Here is a 15880-nt window from a genome sequence, read left to right as displayed (position 1 = left end):
CTGATCAGGTGGCCGCTCCGACCCGATCCGGGAGTAAAGAATCGACAAAGCGACTCCGAAAAGTCTCATGTCCAGTTGAGACGCGGAGGTGCGAACGGTGACGATCGAACAGAAGCCCGTCCAGCAGTGGTGTGAATCCCCCCTGGTCATCCTGGGTGTCTCGGGATCACTGGCCGTGCTGATCGGCGTGCTGCCACTCGTCTGGGGCTTCAACCCGGCCCTCGCGACCGCGCTCGCCGCGCTGCTCGTGGTGGCCTTCGCCATCACGGTCAAGTACGCACCGAACCGCAAGTGAGAGTTCTAGACTCAATCGGGTGAGCGACGAGCTGGTACCGGCTGACCCGAATCAGATGCGCGCCTCGGATGCGGACCGAGAACAGGTCGCGCAGGTGCTGCACAAGGCAACCGCGGAGGGCCGCCTCGACATCCACGAGCTGGACGAGCGCCTGGCCGCCGTCTACTCGGCCAAGACGTACGGCGAACTCGTTCCCATCACGGCGGACCTGGTGCTGAGCGGCCTGCCGCAGACCCCCGCCGTGCCGCAGTACCAGCCGGCGACGAGCGACCGCATCGGCGGCACGCCCGGCAGCGCGGTGTCGGTCGCGTTCTGGTCCGGCGTGAACCGCAAGGGCGGCTGGGTCGTGCCGCGGATGCACAACGCCGTGGCGATCATGGGCGGCATCGACATCGACCTGACGCACGCGACGTTCGCCGAGGCCGAGGTGACGATCAGCTGCTTCGCGTTCTGGGGCGGGATCGAGATCCGGGTGCCGGACGACATCAACGTCAAGGTCGACGGGTTCGGGTTCATGGGGGCGTTCGAGCAGAACCTGCCGAACCGCCGGCACATCCCTGGCGCGCCGACGGTGCGGATCACGGGGCTCGCGCTCATGGGCGGGGTCGAGGTCAAGGGGCCGAAGAAGCCCAAGAAGAACGTGCTGCGCGAACTGCTCGACTGATGCTGCTGGCGGAGTTCGTCGAACGGGCCGCCGACACCGGCCTCGCGTTCATGATCAAGATGGACGGCCCGCGGCCTAGCAACAAATGGACCATGCGCATCAACAAGTCGCCGTTCGTCGGCGACTACTGGATGGGCGGCGGCGACTACCAGACCCTCGACAAGCTGCTCGCCTCCGCGCGCAGGTCGCTGGCCGAACTGCCCGGTGACTGGTCGTGGACCGGCGAGCCGATCAGCGACGCCGAGGCGTACGCCGAACTCTTCGAGGCGATCGGTGAGACAGGCGAGTTGTTCATCGTGCAGTACAGCCTCAACAGCAAGTGGGTGCTGTTCGCCGCCGGGGACAAGATCGAGGGCTTTCCCACCCTCGACGCGTGCGTGCTGAACGGGCTCTCAAAGTTGGGCTGGTAGCCGCTTGAGCTGGGCGAACGTCCTCACTTAGGACGGGCGTCCCATTCCGCTTAGACTCCCAGGCATGGCTGCTCCAACGACACTGCCGTCGGCCCTGGCTGACGCCGTGCGCGACGAATCGTCGCTGCGGCGTTTCCTGCACGGGCTCCCCGGCGTCGACCAGGTCGGCGTCGAGCAACGAGCCGCGGGCCTCGGCACGCGCAGCATCAAGAAGGCCGCCAAGCTGCACGCCATCGACCTGGCGATCAGCATGGTGGACCTGACCACCCTCGAAGGTGCCGACACCCACGGCAAGGTGCGCTCGCTCGCCGCCAAGGCGAAGCGTCCCGACCCCGAACGGCCCGACGTGCCGAAGGTCGCGGCGGTCTGCGTCTACCCGGACATGGTGAAGACGGCGGCCGACGACCTCGTGGGCACGGGGATCAACGTCGCGTCCGTCGCGACCGCGTTCCCCAGCGGCCGCAGCACGATGGACATCAAGCTGGCCGACACCCGGTTCGCCGTGGAGCAGGGCGCGTCCGAGGTCGACATGGTGATCGACCGCGGTGCGTTCCTCAGCGGCCGGTACGGGCAGGTGTTCGAGGAGATCGTGAAGATCAAGGAGGCGTGCGGGGACGCGCACCTCAAGGTCATCCTCGAGACCGGCGAGCTGGTGACGTACGACAACGTGCGCCGGGCGTCGTGGCTCGCGCTGCTCGCGGGTGGTGACTTCATCAAGACGTCGACCGGCAAGGTGCAGCCCGCCGCGACGTTGCCGGTGACGCACGTGATGCTGCAGGCGGTGCGGGACTGGAAGCAGCAGACGGGTGAGCTGCGCGGGGTGAAGCCCGCCGGTGGCATCCGCACGACCAAGGACGCGATCAAGTACCTGGTGGCGGTGCACGAGGTGGCCGGTCCTGAGTGGCTCGACCCGAACCTGTTCCGGTTCGGCGCGTCGACGTTGCTCAACGACCTGCTGATGCAGCGTCGGACCCAGTTGGACGGCCACTACAGCGGCCCGGACTACGTGACGGTGGACTGAAGACATGTGGGAATACGCCCCCGCGCCCGAGTCGCGGGACATCGCGAACCTCAAGCCCAGCTACAAGATGTTCGTCGACGGCAAGTTCGTCGAGGGCACCGGCGAGCCGCTCAAGACCATCAACCCCGGCACCGAAGAGGTGCTGGCGGAGGTCTCGACGGCGTCGGAGTCCGATGTGGACACCGCCGTCAAGGCTGCCCGCAAGGCCTACGACCGCGTGTGGTCGAAGATGCCCGGCAGCGAGCGCGCCAAGTACATCTACCGGATCGCGCGGCAGATCCAGGAACGCGGCCGTGAGCTCGCGGTGCTGGAGTCGCTCGACAACGGCAAGCCGATCAAGGAGTCGCGCGACGTCGACATCCCGACGGCCGCCTCGCACTTCTTCTACCACGCGGGCTGGGCGGACAAGCTCGGCTACGCGGGCTACGGGCCGGACCCGAAGCCGCTCGGCGTTGCGGGACAGGTGATCCCGTGGAACTTCCCGCTGCTGATGGCCGCGTGGAAGATCGCGCCGGCGCTCGCGTGCGGCAACACCGTGGTGCTCAAGCCCGCCGAGACGACGCCGCTGACGGCGTTGGTGCTCGCGGACATCATCCAGCAGTGCGACCTGCCGCCGGGCGTCGTGAACATCATCCCGGGCGCCGGCGACGTCGGTGCCGCGCTGGTCGGGCACGCGGACGTCAACAAGGTCGCCTTCACCGGCTCGACCGACGTCGGCAAGATCATCCAGGGGCAGCTGGCGGGCACGTCCAAGAAGCTGACGCTGGAGCTCGGTGGCAAGGCCGCGAACATCGTGTTCGACGACGCCCCGCTCGACCAGGCCGTCGAGGGCATCGTCAACGGCATCTTCTTCAACCAGGGCCACGTCTGCTGCGCCGGATCCCGGCTGCTGGTCCAGGAGTCGATCGCCGAGGAGCTGATCGAGAAGCTGCACGCGCGGGTGTCCACGTTGCGCGTCGGCGACCCGCTGGACAAGAACACCGACGTCGGCGCGATCAACTCGCGCGAGCAGCTCACCAAGATCCAGGAGCTGACCGCGTCGGGCGAGGCCGAGGGCGCCACCCGCTGGACGTCGTCGTGCCCGTTGCCGGACAAGGGTTTCTACTTCGCCCCGACCGTGTTCTCCGGGGTGTCGCAGGCGATGCGCATCGCCCGTGAGGAGATCTTCGGCCCGGTGCTGTCCGTGCTGACGTTCCGCACGCCGGAAGAGGCCGTGGCCAAGGCGAACAACACGCCGTACGGCCTGTCGGCGGGTGTGTGGACCGAGAAGGGCTCGCGCATTCTCTGGATGGCACAACGGATGCGCGCCGGCGTGGTGTGGTCCAACACGTTCAACCGCTTCGACCCGACCGCCCCGTTCGGCGGGTACCAGGAGTCGGGCTTCGGCCGTGAGGGCGGCCGCACCGGTCTGGAGGCCTACCTCGATGTCTGATCGCATCACGGTCGCGAAGACCTACAAGCTCTACATCGGCGGCAAGTTCCCGCGCTCGGAGTCGGGCCGCAGCTACCCGGTCTCCGACTCCAAGGGCACGTTCCTCGCGAACGCCGCGCAGGGCTCGCGCAAGGACGCCCGGGACGCGGTTTCGGCTGCCCGCAAGGCTTTCGGCGGCTGGTCCGGCGCGACGGCGTACAACCGCGGCCAGGTCCTGTACCGCGTGGCCGAGGTGCTGGAGGGCCGCCGCGAGCAGTTCATCGCCGAGGTCGCGTCCTCCGAGGGCGTCGCGCTGAAGAAGGCGCAGACCCTCGTGGACGCCGCCATCGACCGCTGGGTCTGGTACGCGGGCTGGACGGACAAGATCGCGGCCGTGCTGGGTTCCTCGAACCCGGTGGCGGGCCCGTACTTCTCGTTCTCCACGCCGGAGCCGACGGGTGTGGTCGCCGTGCTGGCGCCGCAGCAGTCGTCGTTGCTGGGCCTGATCTCGGTGATCGCGCCGGTGATCGCGTCCGGCAACACCTGCGTGGTCATCACCTCGCAGGACCGGCCGCTGCCGGCGATCACGTTGTCCGAGGTGCTGGCGACGAGTGACGTGCCGGGTGGTGTCGTCAACATCATCACGGGCCGCACCGCGGAGATCGCGCCGTGGCTCGCCTCGCACGGTGACGTGAACGCGCTCGACCTGACCGGTGCGCCGCAGGAGATCCGCGCGGACCTGGAGCGGTCGGCGGCGGGCACGGTGAAGCGCGTGCTGCGCAACAAGCAGAACGAGGACTTCGCTGCCACGCCGGACATGTCGCGGCTGCGCGCGTACCTGGAGACGAAGACGGTCTGGCACCCGATGGGTGTCTAGGGCAGCCAGGTGGGGTGGCCCGGCGGCATGCCGGGCCACGCGCCACTAGTCGGCGGCGTAGCCCTTGCCTTGCACTGCCAGCTCTTCTCCCAGCAGCCGAACGGCCTTCGGGCCCACCCCGTGGATCTTCAGCAGCTCCTTCGCCGACACCTTCGTCAGCGAGTCGAACGTCGTGTAGCCGTGCGCGGCCAGCTCCCGCGCCGCCACCTTCCCGATCGTGCGCGGGAACTCCGTGTCGCTCACGAGTTCACCAGCCCCGCGCGCCACGCCCACGAGGCGATCCCCACGCGGTTCTTCACGTTCAGCTTCGTCTGCACCGACGCCAGGTGCGTCTTCACCGTCGACAGCGACAGGAACAGCGACGACGCGATCTCCTGGTTGGACAGCCCGCGCGCCACCTCCCGCACCACGTCCTGCTCCCGCGCCGTCAGCAACGACAGGTCAGGCCGTTCAGCAGGCCGGGCGAAGTGCTCCAGCATCCGCACGGTCACCTGAGGCGAGATCAACGCGTTCCCGGCGGCCGCCGCCCGCACGGCTTCGACGAGCAACGCCGGACCGGCGTCCTTGGTCAGGAAGCCGGACGCGCCGTTCTCCAGCGCCGTGTGCACGTACTCGTCGAGGTCGAAGGTGGTCACCACGACGACCTTGGTGGTCGGCGACAGCTTCTTCGTCACCTCCAGGCCGTCGAGCCCCGGCATGCGGATGTCGAGCAACGCCACGTCGGGGTTGTGCTCGCGCGCGGCGGTGACGGCCGAGACGCCGTCCGGCACGTCGGCGACGACGGTGATGTCCGGCTGCTTCTCCAGGATCATCCGAAACCCGACGCGGACCATCTCCTGGTCGTCGGCGATGAGAACCGAGATCATTTGTTCATTCCTCCACGCACAGGCGACCGGTCCGGCCCCTTTTGGTCACGTCGTTCGCGGTAAGTTGCGTTTCGTGCGGACAGCGTACAAATGCCGGGCTCACCCGACTCCAGAACAGGCAGCGATGCTGGGCCGCACGTTCGGGTGTGTGCGTCTGGTGTGGAACAAGACGCTGCACGAGCGGAATGAGCGATACCGCTCTGATGGCGCAGCCACTTCGTACCGGGAGACCGATGCTGCCCTGACCGGCTGGAAGCGCACCGCGGAACTGGCCTTTCTGTCTGAGGTGTCCTGCGTGCCGTTGCAGCAGACACTGCGCCACCAGCACACCGCGTTCCAGAACTTCTTCGCCCGGCGCTCCCGCCGTCCCAGGTTCAAGTCCCGCACAGGGCGCCAAAGCGCGCACTACACCCGTTCGGCGTTCCGGATGCGCGACGGAGTGCTCACCTTGGCCAAAACCAGTTCCCCGTTGCGGTTCATCTGGTCGTTCAACGACCTGGACGTGACCGTTCTGGATCCGACGATGGTCGTGGTCTCTCGTGAGCAGGATGGCCGCTGGTACGTCACGTTCGCCGTCGACATCGCTCCACGCGACCCTGCGGAACCGACAGGCCATGTCGTCGGTGTCGATCTCGGCCTGACGAGCCTGCTCGTGACCAGCGATGGGGACCGGACCATCCTTCCGCAGAACCTCTTGCGGAAGGCCAGGAACCTCGCCCGTCACCAACGGCGGATGGCACGCTGTCAGCGTGGCAGCCGCAATCGCCGCAGAGCGAAGACGAAGGTCGCCGCTGCTCATCGCAAGGTCCGCAACGCTCGGCAGGACTTTCTGCACCGCACCACGACAAGACTGGTTCGCTCGGCTGACCTGATAGTCATCGAGGACCTCCACGTCGCCGGCATGGTCCGCAACCGAAACCTCGCCCGTGCCATCTCCAACGCGAGCTGGGGCGAGTTCAGGCGTCAACTCGAGTACAAGTGCGAACAGGCCGATCGCACGCTGGTCGTGATCGACCGCTGGTACCCGTCCAGCAAGATGTGTTCTGCCTGCGGGCACGTGCTCGCGAAGCTTCCGCTTTCTGTTCGGCGCTGGACGTGTCCGAACTGCCGCATCCGGCACGACCGGGACCACAACGCGGCGAAGAACATCCTTGCGGCTGGTCGAGTCGCAGCTCGAGAGGCCTCGGGCGACGCCTGCGGAGCTGATGTGAGACGGCAAGGGCATGCCCTTCCGCTGTCGGCTGTGAAACAGGAAACCCGTGCCGTGAGGCAGAGCGTTTAGCGCTGTCCGCCACAAGGCGGACGGGACCCGTCGTACCCGACGGGAAAGTCAATTGGACCCTTCCAGGGGTAGCTCGGCCAGCACCTGCCAGCCGTTCTCGCGCGGACCCGCGGAGAACAGGCCGCCCAGCAGGTCGACCCTCTCACGCATGCCAACGAGACCGTAGCCGCCCTGGTTCAACTCGCCGGGCCGTCCGTCGTCGGCGACGATCACGCGCAGCGCGCCGCCGTCGGTGCGGGAGATGTCCACGTCGATCATCGTCGGCGACTGGGCGTGTTTGTGCACGTTGGTCAGCGACTCCTGGACCAGGCGCAACACCGAGCGGCCGAGCTCGGGGGCGACCTCGTCGGGCAGGTCGATGCGCAGGCGCGTCTCGATGCCGAGTTCGCGGGTGCGTTCGACGGCCGCGATGACGTCGGCGGCCAGGTCGGTGGTGGCCGCCTCGGTCTCGCCCTGGCGCAGCGTGCCGACCAGGCGCCGCATCGCCTGGAGGGCCTCCGTGCCCGAACGGACCATGCCGGGCAGCAGGCGGTGGGCGGCCTGCGGGTCGTCCTCGGAGACCTCCAGCGCGGCCTGGGCCTGCACGAGCATGCCCGTGACGTGGTGGGCGACGACGTCGTGCAGCTCGCGGGCCAGTGCGATGCGCTCTTCCTTCTGCGCGTCGGTGACGGCGGCGGCGATCAGGCGGCCGCTCTCGGTGTCGCGGGCGCGGAAGTACAGGCCGACGCCGACCGCGCCGAAGCCGAGGACGAGCGAGCCGAGCAGCTCGTTGTAGTTGCCAGAGGAGAACCAGTTGCCGCGCACGAGGGCGGCGAAGAAGCTCACCGCCATCAGGGCGCCGACCGACCACGTCGCGGAACGGCGTGGCTCCTCGCGCACGACGACGGCCGTGATGACCAGGAACGCTCCGGTCTCCGCGATCGTCAGCGGGCTGAGGATCGTCGGCACGTTCACCTGGAACGTCATGATCACGAACGACACGAGCACGGCCGACACGACCGCGACCGGGACGGTGAACGCCCGCGACCTGAACGACGTGACGGCCACGATGCAGACCGGCACCGTCAGCAGCCACACCAACGCCCCGGCCTGGCCGGGTTCGCCCATGACGAGGAGCTCGCCCACCATCAGCAGGGCGAGGAACGCGGCGATCGGCCATTGGCCCCGATGACTGTCCACGGAAGACAACGGTAGGACCACCACACCTCTCCGGCCTCGGTCATCCGGCCGATCCGGTGTGTCGCCAAGGCTGAGGTTTTGTCACGCGGCACCCGGCACCTTGGGAAACATGAATTCGGTTCTGGCCGCTCGTGGCCTCGTCAAGACCTACGGCGACGTGCACGCGCTCGCCGGGGTGGACATCGACATCAAGGCCGGGGACGTGCTGGCGGTCGTCGGCCCGTCCGGTTCCGGCAAGACGACGCTCCTGCACGTGCTGTCCGGCATCCTGCGCGCCGACGGCGGCGAGGTGTTCCTCGACGGGCGCGCCATCGGCGAGCTGAACGAGACGGGCCGCAGCGAACTGCGGCGCACGGCGTTCGGGTTCGTGTTCCAGTCGGGCATGCTCGTCGCCGAGCTCACGGCCGAGGAGAACGCGGCGCTGCCGATGCTGCTGGCCGGCGGCTCGCGGGAGCGCTCGCTCGGGGCGGCCAGGCTGTGGCTCGCGCGGCTCGGGTTGCAGGGCCTGGAGAAGCGGCTGCCGAGCCAGCTCTCCGGCGGCCAGGCGCAACGCGTCGCGATCGCGCGGGCCCTCGCCCACCAGCCGCGGGTGATCTTCGCGGACGAGCCGACCGGCGCCCTGGACACGCGCACCGGCCAGGAGATGATGACCGCCCTGCTGCAGGCGGCCGAGGAGACCGGCGCGGCCGTCGTGATCGTCACGCACGACAAGGCGATCGCGGACCGGGCGTTGCGCGTCGTGGAGATCCAGGACGGCCGGATCGCCCAGAAGACGGCGGGGGTGTCCGCGTGAGGATCGCCCTCGCGGTGCTGCGCAGAGACCGCCGCAGCCAGATCGCGACGGTGCTGGTCGCGCTCGGCGTGATGATCGCCGTGTCGCTGGTCCTGTGGCTGCTCGCCGCACCGAACGGCCTGCAGGCGCGCGCCGACCGCACGGCGTGGCGGGACTTCTGGACGAACGAGGGCGGCAAGGCCACCATCTCCGCCGCCACGACCAGGGACGTCTACCGCGGCCAGGTCATCGAACGGTTCGACGTCGCCCGCCTCGAACCGGGTGACGTGCCGGTGGCGAAGGGCATCGCGCGGTACCCCGAGACGGGCGAGGTGCTGCTCTCCCCCGCGCTCGCGCAGCTGGTCCGCGAGGCCCCCGCGGAGAACCTGGGCAACCGCTTCCCCGGCCAGGTGATCGCCGAGCTCGGCCCGGAGGCCCTGAAGTACCCCGGCGAGCTGGTCGCGATCGTCGGCCACGACGCCGTGTCGAACGGCGACAAGACCACGGGGCTCGCCCAGGGCGGCGCCTCCTACACCGACGACTACCACGGCCTGTTGTTCCTGCTCACCCGCGTCGGGCTGGTGGTGCTGGTGGTGCCGTGCCTCGTGCTGGTCGCGTCGGCGGCCAGGCTGACGGCCGCGAAGCGGGAACGACGCCTGGCCGCGCTGCGGCTCGCGGGCGCGTCACCGCGGCAGGTCGTCGGGATGACCGCGCTGGAGACCGCGGTCGGCGCCGTCGTCGGCAGCGCGCTCGGGGTGCTGCTGGCCCAGCCGTTCAGCCACCTCACGGCGAAGATCTCGTGGGAGGGCGGCACCTGGTACCCCGGCGACTTCGTGTCCGGTCCGGCGACGGTCGCGGTGGTGGCCGTGCTCGCGCCGGTGCTCGTCGTCCTCGCGGCGATCATGGGACTGCGCCGGGTCGTGAAGGAACCCCTTGCGGCGGAACAGAAGCGCAAGGTGCGGTCGTGGCGGCTGCTCGCGATCGCGGGGGCCATCGCGGTGTTCTTCTTCGGCATCACCGTCGCGCAGACCGGTTCGGGCAGCTCGCGGTTCACCGTCGTGCTGCTCGGCCTCGGCGCGGTGGCCCTCGCGCTGGTGCTGGCGGGCCCGGTGGTCACGGCGTGGGTCGGCAGGTTCTTCGTCGGCAGGTGGCAGCGGCCGTCGACGTTGCTGGCCGGGCGCAGGCTCTCCGGCGACCCGGTGGCGGCGTTCCGCGGCTCGGCCGGCGTGGTGATCGCGGTCTTCACCGGTTCGATGGCGCTGACCATGCTGCCGGGCCTGGAGACGACGATCCCGAACAGCGACAGGACCTGGCGGGACAACGCGATCGTCGCCGAGGAGGTGGGCGTGGACGTGACGCAGCTGCGGCTCGCGACCTCGGCGCCGATCGTGACGATGACGTCCGGCACCGTCGGGGACGGCTCCGCCGACCACTACGGCAACAGCGTCCTCGTCGGCAAGTGCGAGGAGGTCGCGCTGCTGATGAGTGGGCTGACCTGCGGCGAGGGGCCGGCCGTCTACGCGACGACCAAGCTGCAGTGGAGCCACTTCCGCGGCAGTTCACGCGACGGCGAGGTCAAGGCGGAGCTGCCCGCGCAGTACGAGACGCGGCCGTTCACCCCGTCCGGCTACCGCTACGAGGCGGTGATCGACCCGGAGCTGCTGCCCGCGTTGCAGGGCAGGGTGTCGCTGGTCGGCGTGCCGACGACGGCGGACAACCGCGAGGCCGTGCACACCGCGTTCATCCGCACGCTCCCAGGCGCACCGCTGACCGAACTGGCCCGCGGCGTGCGCGGCGACACCCTGACCGAGGACCTGGAACGGGCGACGATCATCGGCCTGTCGATCGCGGGCGTGCTCGGCGGGATCGGCGCGGCGGTGGCCGCGGCGGGATCGGTGATCGACCGCCGGCGCACTTTCGGCGCGTTGATCGCGGCCGGCACACCAATTCGTGTCCTGGCTCACGCATTGCGCCGCGAAGTGATGCTCCCTGTGCTCGCCGCCACAATCGCGGCATGCGCTGCAGGAATTGTCATGGGCCTCGGATTGCTCGCGCTGGCCCGCGGCCTGATGGGCGGCGAGGATCTGCCGCTGACCCCGTGGGTGGTGGCGCCGGTGGCCGTCGGAATGGTGGTCGCGCTGGTAGCGGCACTGGCGTGCGGCCCGGTACTACGCGGCATCAGCCCTCGGGATTACGCGGCGGAGTAGTACTCGGCCGGAAGTACGAGGATGGAACTGGCCCTCAGCGCGATGTGCGCGGAGGGCCTTTTTCATACCTTTGATTCATGACGAATGCACAGCTCGTGAGCATCCAGTGGGGCGTTTTCCTGTCGGTGGTATTCATGCTCCCGCAGCTGTTGTTCCGTCAGCTCACCTTCCGTTCCGCCGCCATCACCGGCTACGCGAGCATGCTGTTCGCGGCGACGTTCCTGCCGATGCAGACCGTGCCGCCGCGCCAGGCGATGCAGCTGGTCCCGTTCCAGTGGGTCGCCGACACGTTCCGCGACGGCCGGATCGCGTTCGACCAGATGACGTTGAACGTGCTGCTGTTCGTGCCGCTCGGCGTGATGCTGATGTGGTGGGGCAAGCGCACGATCGGTCAGGCCGCGCTGATCGGGTACGGCGTCTCGCTGCTGATCGAGGGCTCGCAGCTGCTGTGGGCCAACCGGATCTTCGACGTGGACGACCTGATCACCAACACCACCGGCACGACGCTCGGGTGGCTGGGCGCGCTGGCCGCCGTGAAGGTCTACGCCCGCGTGACGGCGACTTCGGTCCCGCAGTCGCGAGAGGTCCGCTCGCTCGCCGGAGTCAGGTGACCTAGCTCGTGCGCCAGCCCAGTTCGCCCGCCGTGTTGACCTCCGGGAAGCAGTGCCCGACCGCGCTGCGCGTCTCCAGGGCCGTCGCCACCTGGTCGAACATCTCCACGATCGACGTCCACTCCGGCTTGACCATCTCGTTGCGCTCCTGGTCCCACTCGACCACGCAGCCGCGCAGCACGCCGGGCCGCAGGTCGACCGCGAGCACGTCGCCGGTGCCGTCGAACGCGATCGGCAGCCAGCCTGGGTGGAACCCGCTGGTCGGCGCGCCCGCCTCGGAGGAGTCCACCGGCTTGCTCGCGTGGGTGTCGCGCAGCACGAACGCGCGGTCCGCGTCGAGCGGCGTGTAGAAGGGCGGCAGGATCTCGGCGAAGCGGTCGTCCTCGGTGCCGCCGTAGACGCTCCACCAGAGCTGGAGATCGATCGGAACCCGAAGATCCGGCAACGCGTCATACCTCGGACGCAGCACGGCGCGGGTGGCGGGAGCGTTCTCCGCCAGCCATGCCAGGATCCGGTTCCAGTGCTCGATCACACCCACCGTTCCATGATCTTGGCGGAACGTCGGGCGAGGTACCGCTCATCGGGGCAGGATCAAGGCGAACAGGTCACGACTGGGGGAAGTGCTTTCAGATGGCGGAACAAGGCCTCAAGGTCGACTTCGACGCCTTGACCGGCTACGCGTCGGCGGTGAGCGGTCTGGCGAGCGAGGTCGGGGCGGTGGGCACCGGCACGTTGAACGGCACCACGTCGCTGCCGGGCGACTGCTTCGGCAAGCTGGGCAACGAGGTGGGCTTGAACGCCGCCTTCCAGGCCGCCGCGCAGGTACAGCTCGACGCGTTGAAGGCCGCCTCGACGGGGCTCGCCGGTCTCGGCACCGCCGTCGGCAAGGCGCGTGACTCCTACATCGCCCAGGAGGACGCGCACAAGGCGTCGATCAACAAGGCGGCCCAGGCATGAGCGTCGAAGGGCTGCTGAGCCAGTTCATCGCGCCCATGAAAGAAGACCTGGCGAAGCTGGACGGCGACACCGGCGGCGCCACGCGCGCGGGTGACGCGTTCGGGCGCGCCCAGACCGCGATGACCGACCTCGGCGCGAAGCACTCCTCCGCCTCCACGGCCGTGCTGAACACGTGGACCGGCGACAAGGCCAACGCCTTCACCGGCCGCGTCTCGACCTTCGCCTCGGCCACGACCCTGTTGTCCGCCAACGCGTCCGCGCTCAAGACCGCCGCCTCGACCGGCGTCAGCGCGGTGACCGGCGGCCGCACCGCGATCCAGGGCCTGATCGACGAGTTCACCGCCAAGGCGACCCCGAAGCTCGCCGCCGCGCTGGCCGCGTCGCTGCTGGCGGGCCCCGGCGTGGTGCTCGCCGCGCTGGCCGACCTCGCCGGCATGGCGTCCGGCTACCAGAGCAAGACCCAGGCCGAACTGCAGAAGGTGCGCGACCAGCTCACCCAGCTCGTCGGCCAGCTGAACGGCCTGCAGAAGCCCGACGCCGGCGCGCTCGCGAAGCTCGGCGAGCCGCTCGGCGGTGACGAGGGCACCACCTCGACGTCCGGCGCGACCGACGCCCCCAAGCAGGACTCCGGCACCGGCTCGCCGTCCGGCAACGGGTCCGGCGGCGGCAGTGGCGGTGGTGGCGGAGGCGGCTCCGGTGGTGGCGGAGGCGGTGGATCGGGCGGCGGTTCCGGCGGTGGTGGCGGCGGCTCAGGCCCGCGGCTGCCGGTCGCGATCCCGCCGCAGCCCGGCGAGGGCGTCGGCGTGAACCTGCCCGACGGCAGCAGCGCCGAGGCACCGAACGAGACCGCGGCCAAGGCCGTGCGCAACGCGTTGTCGGCGCTCGGCACCCCGTACGTGTGGGGCGGCGCGAACCCGCCGCAGGGCACCGACTGCTCCGGCCTCACGCAGTGGGCGTACGGAGGCGCGGGCTTCGACATCCCGCGCCCGGCGTCGTCGCAGGCCATGGGCGCCTCGGTGCCCGCGGACCAGCTGCTGCCGGGCGACCTCGTGGTGTGGGACGGCCACGTCGCGATGGTGATCGGCAACGGGCAGATGGTCGAGGCCGGTGACCCGGTGCAGGTGCAGCCGATCCGCACGACGAACAGCGGCATGTCGTTCTACGGCTTCTACCGGCCCACCGGCTGATCGGATTTGCGGCACACTGGTCGGCACCAGGGGGTGATCAGGTGGACGACGTCGAGCGCGCCGCGCGGAAGGTGCGCGAGGTCGAGCAGGCCGTGACCGAGCACGTCACGCGCAGTGGTCCGGTGACCGGACGGGCGTCCTCTCCGGACGGCGCCGTGACGGTCGTCGCGACGCCTGGCGGCCCGCCGCAGCAGATCTCGGTGAGCCCGGCGGCGTTGCGGATGGGCCCGCAGGGACTGGCCGCCGAGATCATGCGCATCGCCGAGAAGGCCCAGCGCACCGCGAACACCCGCCTGCACCAGACGCTGGAACGCGTGGTCGACCCGCGCGAGCTGACGGCCATGGGCATCGAGCGCGGGCCGGACGAGGACGACTTCGGGTGGCAGCGGTGAACGAGGAACGCATGCAGGCCACCGAACGGCTGCGGCGCGAACTGGCCGTGCTGACCGCCACGGCCGAGCACCCGACCGGCGTCTGCATGGTCACCGCGACGCCGAAGGGCGAGATCAAGGCACTGCACCTGCACCCCGCGCTGCTCACCCAGGGTGCGCAGGCCGTCGGGCAGGTCGTGACCGAGACAGTGCAGTTGGCGACCAACGCGGCCGTCCAACTGAGCTTCAACAGGATGGCTCTGGCCCTGGGCGACGGCATGGCGATCGACGTCGAGTCGATCACCGGCGACTCCCCCTTCCGGGCGACGTGGAACCCGGTCGTGCCGCCCAAAGCCCCAGCTGAAGAGGCGGTCCCGGAACGCAGGCCGAGGGCTCCGCAGACCGAGAACTCAGACGACGACGCTTTCTTCGACAACCCCTCGTGGCTTCGGTGATCAGCACCGTTAGGCTCGTCGACGGCATCGGGCAGGCGTGACCGGGAGGTCAGGATGGCGCAGGACATCGTCCCCATCGAGCTGGGGCTGACGCAGGGTGACGTCGTCACGCTGTGGGCACCTCGCTGGCGCGAGAAGGGCGAGGAGTGGGAGGCGTTCCTCGGTGACGAGGAGGACCTGTTCGTCTTCCCCGACGCCGCGCACCTCGCCGCGTTCGTGCGCACCGCCGAGGAACACGACCTGACCGACCACCCGGCGTGGCCGGTCGTGCCGTCGCTGGGCGTCGCCGACCTCTCGCCGGACGACAACCACCAGTTCGACCTGGTCGGCGTCCCCGAGCTGGTCGCCGAGGACCCGGACACCTGGACGATCGGTGAGCTCGCCGACGTCGTCGCGATCGTGCGCGCCCTCGCGGACGTCTGCGACCTGGAGAAGGTCCACGAGGTGCTGGACAGCGCCGAGGGCTTCTCCCTGCTGCCGCAGGGCACGCTGCCGTTCAGCGGCCGTGACGGCGCGAAGCTGTGGGGCGAGCTGTCCGAGGTCGTCTCCGAGAAGTGGGACGAGGTCCTCGACGCGATCGACGGCGTCGTGAACACGCCCGAGGTCCCGGAGAAGGAACTGACCGTCGCGCAGGAGGAGCTCGCCGCGCTGGAGGCCGCCACCGCTGCCGCCGCCGTCGAGGACCCCGCGGACACCGACTCCGACGAGGACTCCGAGGAGAAGGAAGCCCCGACCGGCTTCTGGGCCGAGGTCGGCATCGACCCGATCAAGATCATCACGTCGGCTGGCGAGTTCTACACGCTGCGCACCTACCTCGGCGACGACCCGGTGTTCCTGGGCCGCCGCGGCAAGATCGAGGTCTTCACCTCGCAGCGCGCGCTGAGCCGCTTCGTCGCCGAGAACGACGAGCACGACCTGGCCGAGGTCGAGACCTGGAACGACGTCAAGGTCAAGGCCACCGCCGGCGAGCTCGACGTGGACGTGGACGACGACAACGTCTACGTCCTGACCGGCCTCGCCGAGGACATGGAGGAAGGCCCCGACTCCCTCGACCCGCAGCAGCTCGACCTCGCCGTCGAGCTGTTCGAGGACGCGGCCGAGTGGGCGGAGGACGAGTCCGTGAAGAACGCGCTCGCTTCGTCCGAGTCGCTCGGCTGGCTGGTGTCGTTCGTCGTGTCGCCGGACCCGACGCGCCTCGCGCCGTCCGCGCCCTACGACGCGGAGGTGGCGGCGTTCCGCACGCTGCAGGCCGCGTTCGAGGACCGTCTGAACAGCAACTGATCGCTTTTCACGAAAGGGCCGCTCACCTCGCGTG

19 protein-coding genes are annotated in these 15880 nt (G+C 69.6%); 15 read left to right on the top strand and 4 right to left on the bottom strand.

Annotation, left to right across the window (positions count from 1 at the left end):
- The first annotated feature begins 97 nt into the window (after positions 1-97).
- The 6 genes from ACFWNN_RS30790 to ACFWNN_RS30765 all read left to right on the top strand — a co-directional run bounded on the left by ACFWNN_RS30790 (position 98) and on the right by ACFWNN_RS30765 (position 4678).
- Positions 98-295, top strand: coding sequence for a hypothetical protein (locus tag ACFWNN_RS30790; RefSeq protein WP_382443435.1), 198 nt, complete (start codon positions 98-100; stop codon positions 293-295).
- A gap of 19 nt (positions 296-314) precedes the next feature.
- A complete protein-coding gene (locus tag ACFWNN_RS30785) occupies positions 315-959 on the top strand; it encodes a DUF1707 domain-containing protein (RefSeq protein ID WP_382443434.1) in 645 nt (214 codons plus the stop codon).
- Positions 959-1369, top strand: a complete 411-nt coding sequence (locus tag ACFWNN_RS30780) for a hypothetical protein (RefSeq protein WP_382443433.1) — start codon at positions 959-961, stop codon at positions 1367-1369. The genes ACFWNN_RS30785 and ACFWNN_RS30780 overlap by 1 nt, the downstream gene beginning before the upstream one ends.
- A 64-nt stretch (positions 1370-1433) precedes the next feature.
- The gene (deoC, locus tag ACFWNN_RS30775; protein ID WP_382443432.1) at positions 1434-2390 is read left to right on the top strand and encodes a deoxyribose-phosphate aldolase; all 957 of its coding nucleotides are present in this window, start codon (positions 1434-1436) and stop codon (positions 2388-2390) included.
- Positions 2391-2394: 4 nt separating this feature from the next.
- Positions 2395-3822 carry an aldehyde dehydrogenase family protein gene (locus tag ACFWNN_RS30770; protein ID WP_382443431.1) on the top strand — a complete coding sequence of 476 codons (1428 nt, stop codon included), beginning with the start codon at positions 2395-2397 and terminating at the stop codon, positions 3820-3822.
- Entirely contained in the window at positions 3815-4678 is an 864-nt protein-coding gene (locus tag ACFWNN_RS30765) for an aldehyde dehydrogenase family protein (protein ID WP_382443430.1), read from the top strand. Before ACFWNN_RS30770 ends, ACFWNN_RS30765 begins: the two co-directional genes overlap by 8 nt.
- 45 nt (positions 4679-4723) lie before the next feature.
- On the opposite strand, the gene ACFWNN_RS30760 is transcribed toward ACFWNN_RS30765, so the two are convergent.
- Positions 4724-4921 (bottom strand): helix-hairpin-helix domain-containing protein, encoded by a 198-nt coding sequence (locus tag ACFWNN_RS30760; RefSeq protein ID WP_382443429.1) that lies wholly within the window; start codon positions 4919-4921, stop codon positions 4724-4726.
- A complete protein-coding gene (locus ACFWNN_RS30755; RefSeq protein ID WP_355300778.1) occupies positions 4918-5544 on the bottom strand; it encodes a response regulator transcription factor in 627 nt (208 codons plus the stop codon). Before ACFWNN_RS30755 ends, ACFWNN_RS30760 begins: the two co-directional genes overlap by 4 nt.
- Before the next feature lie 73 nt (positions 5545-5617).
- Between ACFWNN_RS30755 and ACFWNN_RS30750 the strand changes: the two genes are divergently transcribed.
- Positions 5618-6826, top strand: a complete 1209-nt coding sequence (locus tag ACFWNN_RS30750; RefSeq protein ID WP_382443428.1) for an RNA-guided endonuclease InsQ/TnpB family protein — start codon at positions 5618-5620, stop codon at positions 6824-6826.
- Positions 6827-6874: 48 nt separating this feature from the next.
- Here the strand turns inward: ACFWNN_RS30750 and ACFWNN_RS30745 are convergent, their stop codons facing one another.
- Positions 6875-8005, bottom strand: a complete 1131-nt coding sequence (locus ACFWNN_RS30745) for a sensor histidine kinase (protein ID WP_382443427.1) — start codon at positions 8003-8005, stop codon at positions 6875-6877.
- A 109-nt stretch (positions 8006-8114) separates the two neighbouring features.
- Here ACFWNN_RS30745 and ACFWNN_RS30740 point away from each other — a divergent pair, with 109 nt between their 5' ends.
- The 3 genes from ACFWNN_RS30740 to ACFWNN_RS30730 all read left to right on the top strand — a co-directional run bounded on the left by ACFWNN_RS30740 (position 8115) and on the right by ACFWNN_RS30730 (position 11595).
- A complete protein-coding gene (locus tag ACFWNN_RS30740; RefSeq protein ID WP_382443426.1) occupies positions 8115-8798 on the top strand; it encodes an ABC transporter ATP-binding protein in 684 nt (227 codons plus the stop codon).
- Entirely contained in the window at positions 8795-10984 is a 2190-nt protein-coding gene (locus ACFWNN_RS30735; protein ID WP_382443425.1) for an FtsX-like permease family protein, read from the top strand. Before ACFWNN_RS30740 ends, ACFWNN_RS30735 begins: the two co-directional genes overlap by 4 nt.
- A 77-nt stretch (positions 10985-11061) precedes the next feature.
- Positions 11062-11595, top strand: coding sequence for a VanZ family protein (locus tag ACFWNN_RS30730; protein WP_382443424.1), 534 nt, complete (start codon positions 11062-11064; stop codon positions 11593-11595).
- Between the two features lies 1 nt (position 11596).
- On the opposite strand, the gene ACFWNN_RS30725 is transcribed toward ACFWNN_RS30730, so the two are convergent.
- A complete protein-coding gene (locus tag ACFWNN_RS30725) occupies positions 11597-12133 on the bottom strand; it encodes an SMI1/KNR4 family protein (protein ID WP_382443423.1) in 537 nt (178 codons plus the stop codon).
- 92 nt (positions 12134-12225) lie between these two features.
- On the opposite strand from ACFWNN_RS30725, the gene ACFWNN_RS30720 reads away from it, so the two are divergent.
- The 5 genes from ACFWNN_RS30720 to ACFWNN_RS30700 are packed head-to-tail and all read left to right on the top strand — an operon-like array spanning position 12226 to position 15846.
- The gene (locus ACFWNN_RS30720; RefSeq protein WP_382443422.1) at positions 12226-12552 is read left to right on the top strand and encodes a hypothetical protein; all 327 of its coding nucleotides are present in this window, start codon (positions 12226-12228) and stop codon (positions 12550-12552) included.
- Positions 12549-13739: a C40 family peptidase gene (locus tag ACFWNN_RS30715; RefSeq protein WP_382443421.1), complete on the top strand. Its 1191-nt coding sequence runs from the start codon at positions 12549-12551 to the stop codon at positions 13737-13739. Before ACFWNN_RS30720 ends, ACFWNN_RS30715 begins: the two co-directional genes overlap by 4 nt.
- A gap of 41 nt (positions 13740-13780) precedes the next feature.
- Positions 13781-14131 (top strand): YbaB/EbfC family nucleoid-associated protein, encoded by a 351-nt coding sequence (locus tag ACFWNN_RS30710; RefSeq protein WP_382443420.1) that lies wholly within the window; start codon positions 13781-13783, stop codon positions 14129-14131.
- A complete protein-coding gene (locus ACFWNN_RS30705) occupies positions 14119-14565 on the top strand; it encodes a YbaB/EbfC family nucleoid-associated protein (protein WP_382443419.1) in 447 nt (148 codons plus the stop codon). Before ACFWNN_RS30710 ends, ACFWNN_RS30705 begins: the two co-directional genes overlap by 13 nt.
- A gap of 54 nt (positions 14566-14619) precedes the next feature.
- The gene (locus ACFWNN_RS30700; RefSeq protein WP_382443418.1) at positions 14620-15846 is read left to right on the top strand and encodes a primosomal protein; all 1227 of its coding nucleotides are present in this window, start codon (positions 14620-14622) and stop codon (positions 15844-15846) included.
- The last annotated feature ends 34 nt before the right edge of the window (positions 15847-15880 follow it).

The sequence above is a fragment of the Lentzea sp. NPDC058450 genome (genome assembly GCF_042721395.1).
Taxonomy (GTDB): domain Bacteria; phylum Actinomycetota; class Actinomycetes; order Mycobacteriales; family Pseudonocardiaceae; genus Lentzea.
This window is presented reverse-complemented; position numbering and strand designations above follow the sequence as displayed.

Coding starts and splice junctions, on each gene's coding strand:
- ACFWNN_RS30780 (WP_382443433.1), top strand. CDS start 959: ATGCTGCTGGCGGAGTTCGTCGAACGGGCCGCCGACACCGGCCTCGCG.
- deoC (WP_382443432.1), top strand. CDS start 1,434: ATGGCTGCTCCAACGACACTGCCGTCGGCCCTGGCTGACGCCGTGCGC.
- ACFWNN_RS30770 (WP_382443431.1), top strand. CDS start 2,395: ATGTGGGAATACGCCCCCGCGCCCGAGTCGCGGGACATCGCGAACCTC.
- ACFWNN_RS30765 (WP_382443430.1), top strand. CDS start 3,815: ATGTCTGATCGCATCACGGTCGCGAAGACCTACAAGCTCTACATCGGC.
- ACFWNN_RS30755 (WP_355300778.1), bottom strand. CDS start 5,544: ATGATCTCGGTTCTCATCGCCGACGACCAGGAGATGGTCCGCGTCGGG.
- ACFWNN_RS30740 (WP_382443426.1), top strand. CDS start 8,115: ATGAATTCGGTTCTGGCCGCTCGTGGCCTCGTCAAGACCTACGGCGAC.
- ACFWNN_RS30730 (WP_382443424.1), top strand. CDS start 11,062: ATGACGAATGCACAGCTCGTGAGCATCCAGTGGGGCGTTTTCCTGTCG.
- ACFWNN_RS30720 (WP_382443422.1), top strand. CDS start 12,226: ATGGCGGAACAAGGCCTCAAGGTCGACTTCGACGCCTTGACCGGCTAC.
- ACFWNN_RS30715 (WP_382443421.1), top strand. CDS start 12,549: ATGAGCGTCGAAGGGCTGCTGAGCCAGTTCATCGCGCCCATGAAAGAA.
- ACFWNN_RS30700 (WP_382443418.1), top strand. CDS start 14,620: ATGGCGCAGGACATCGTCCCCATCGAGCTGGGGCTGACGCAGGGTGAC.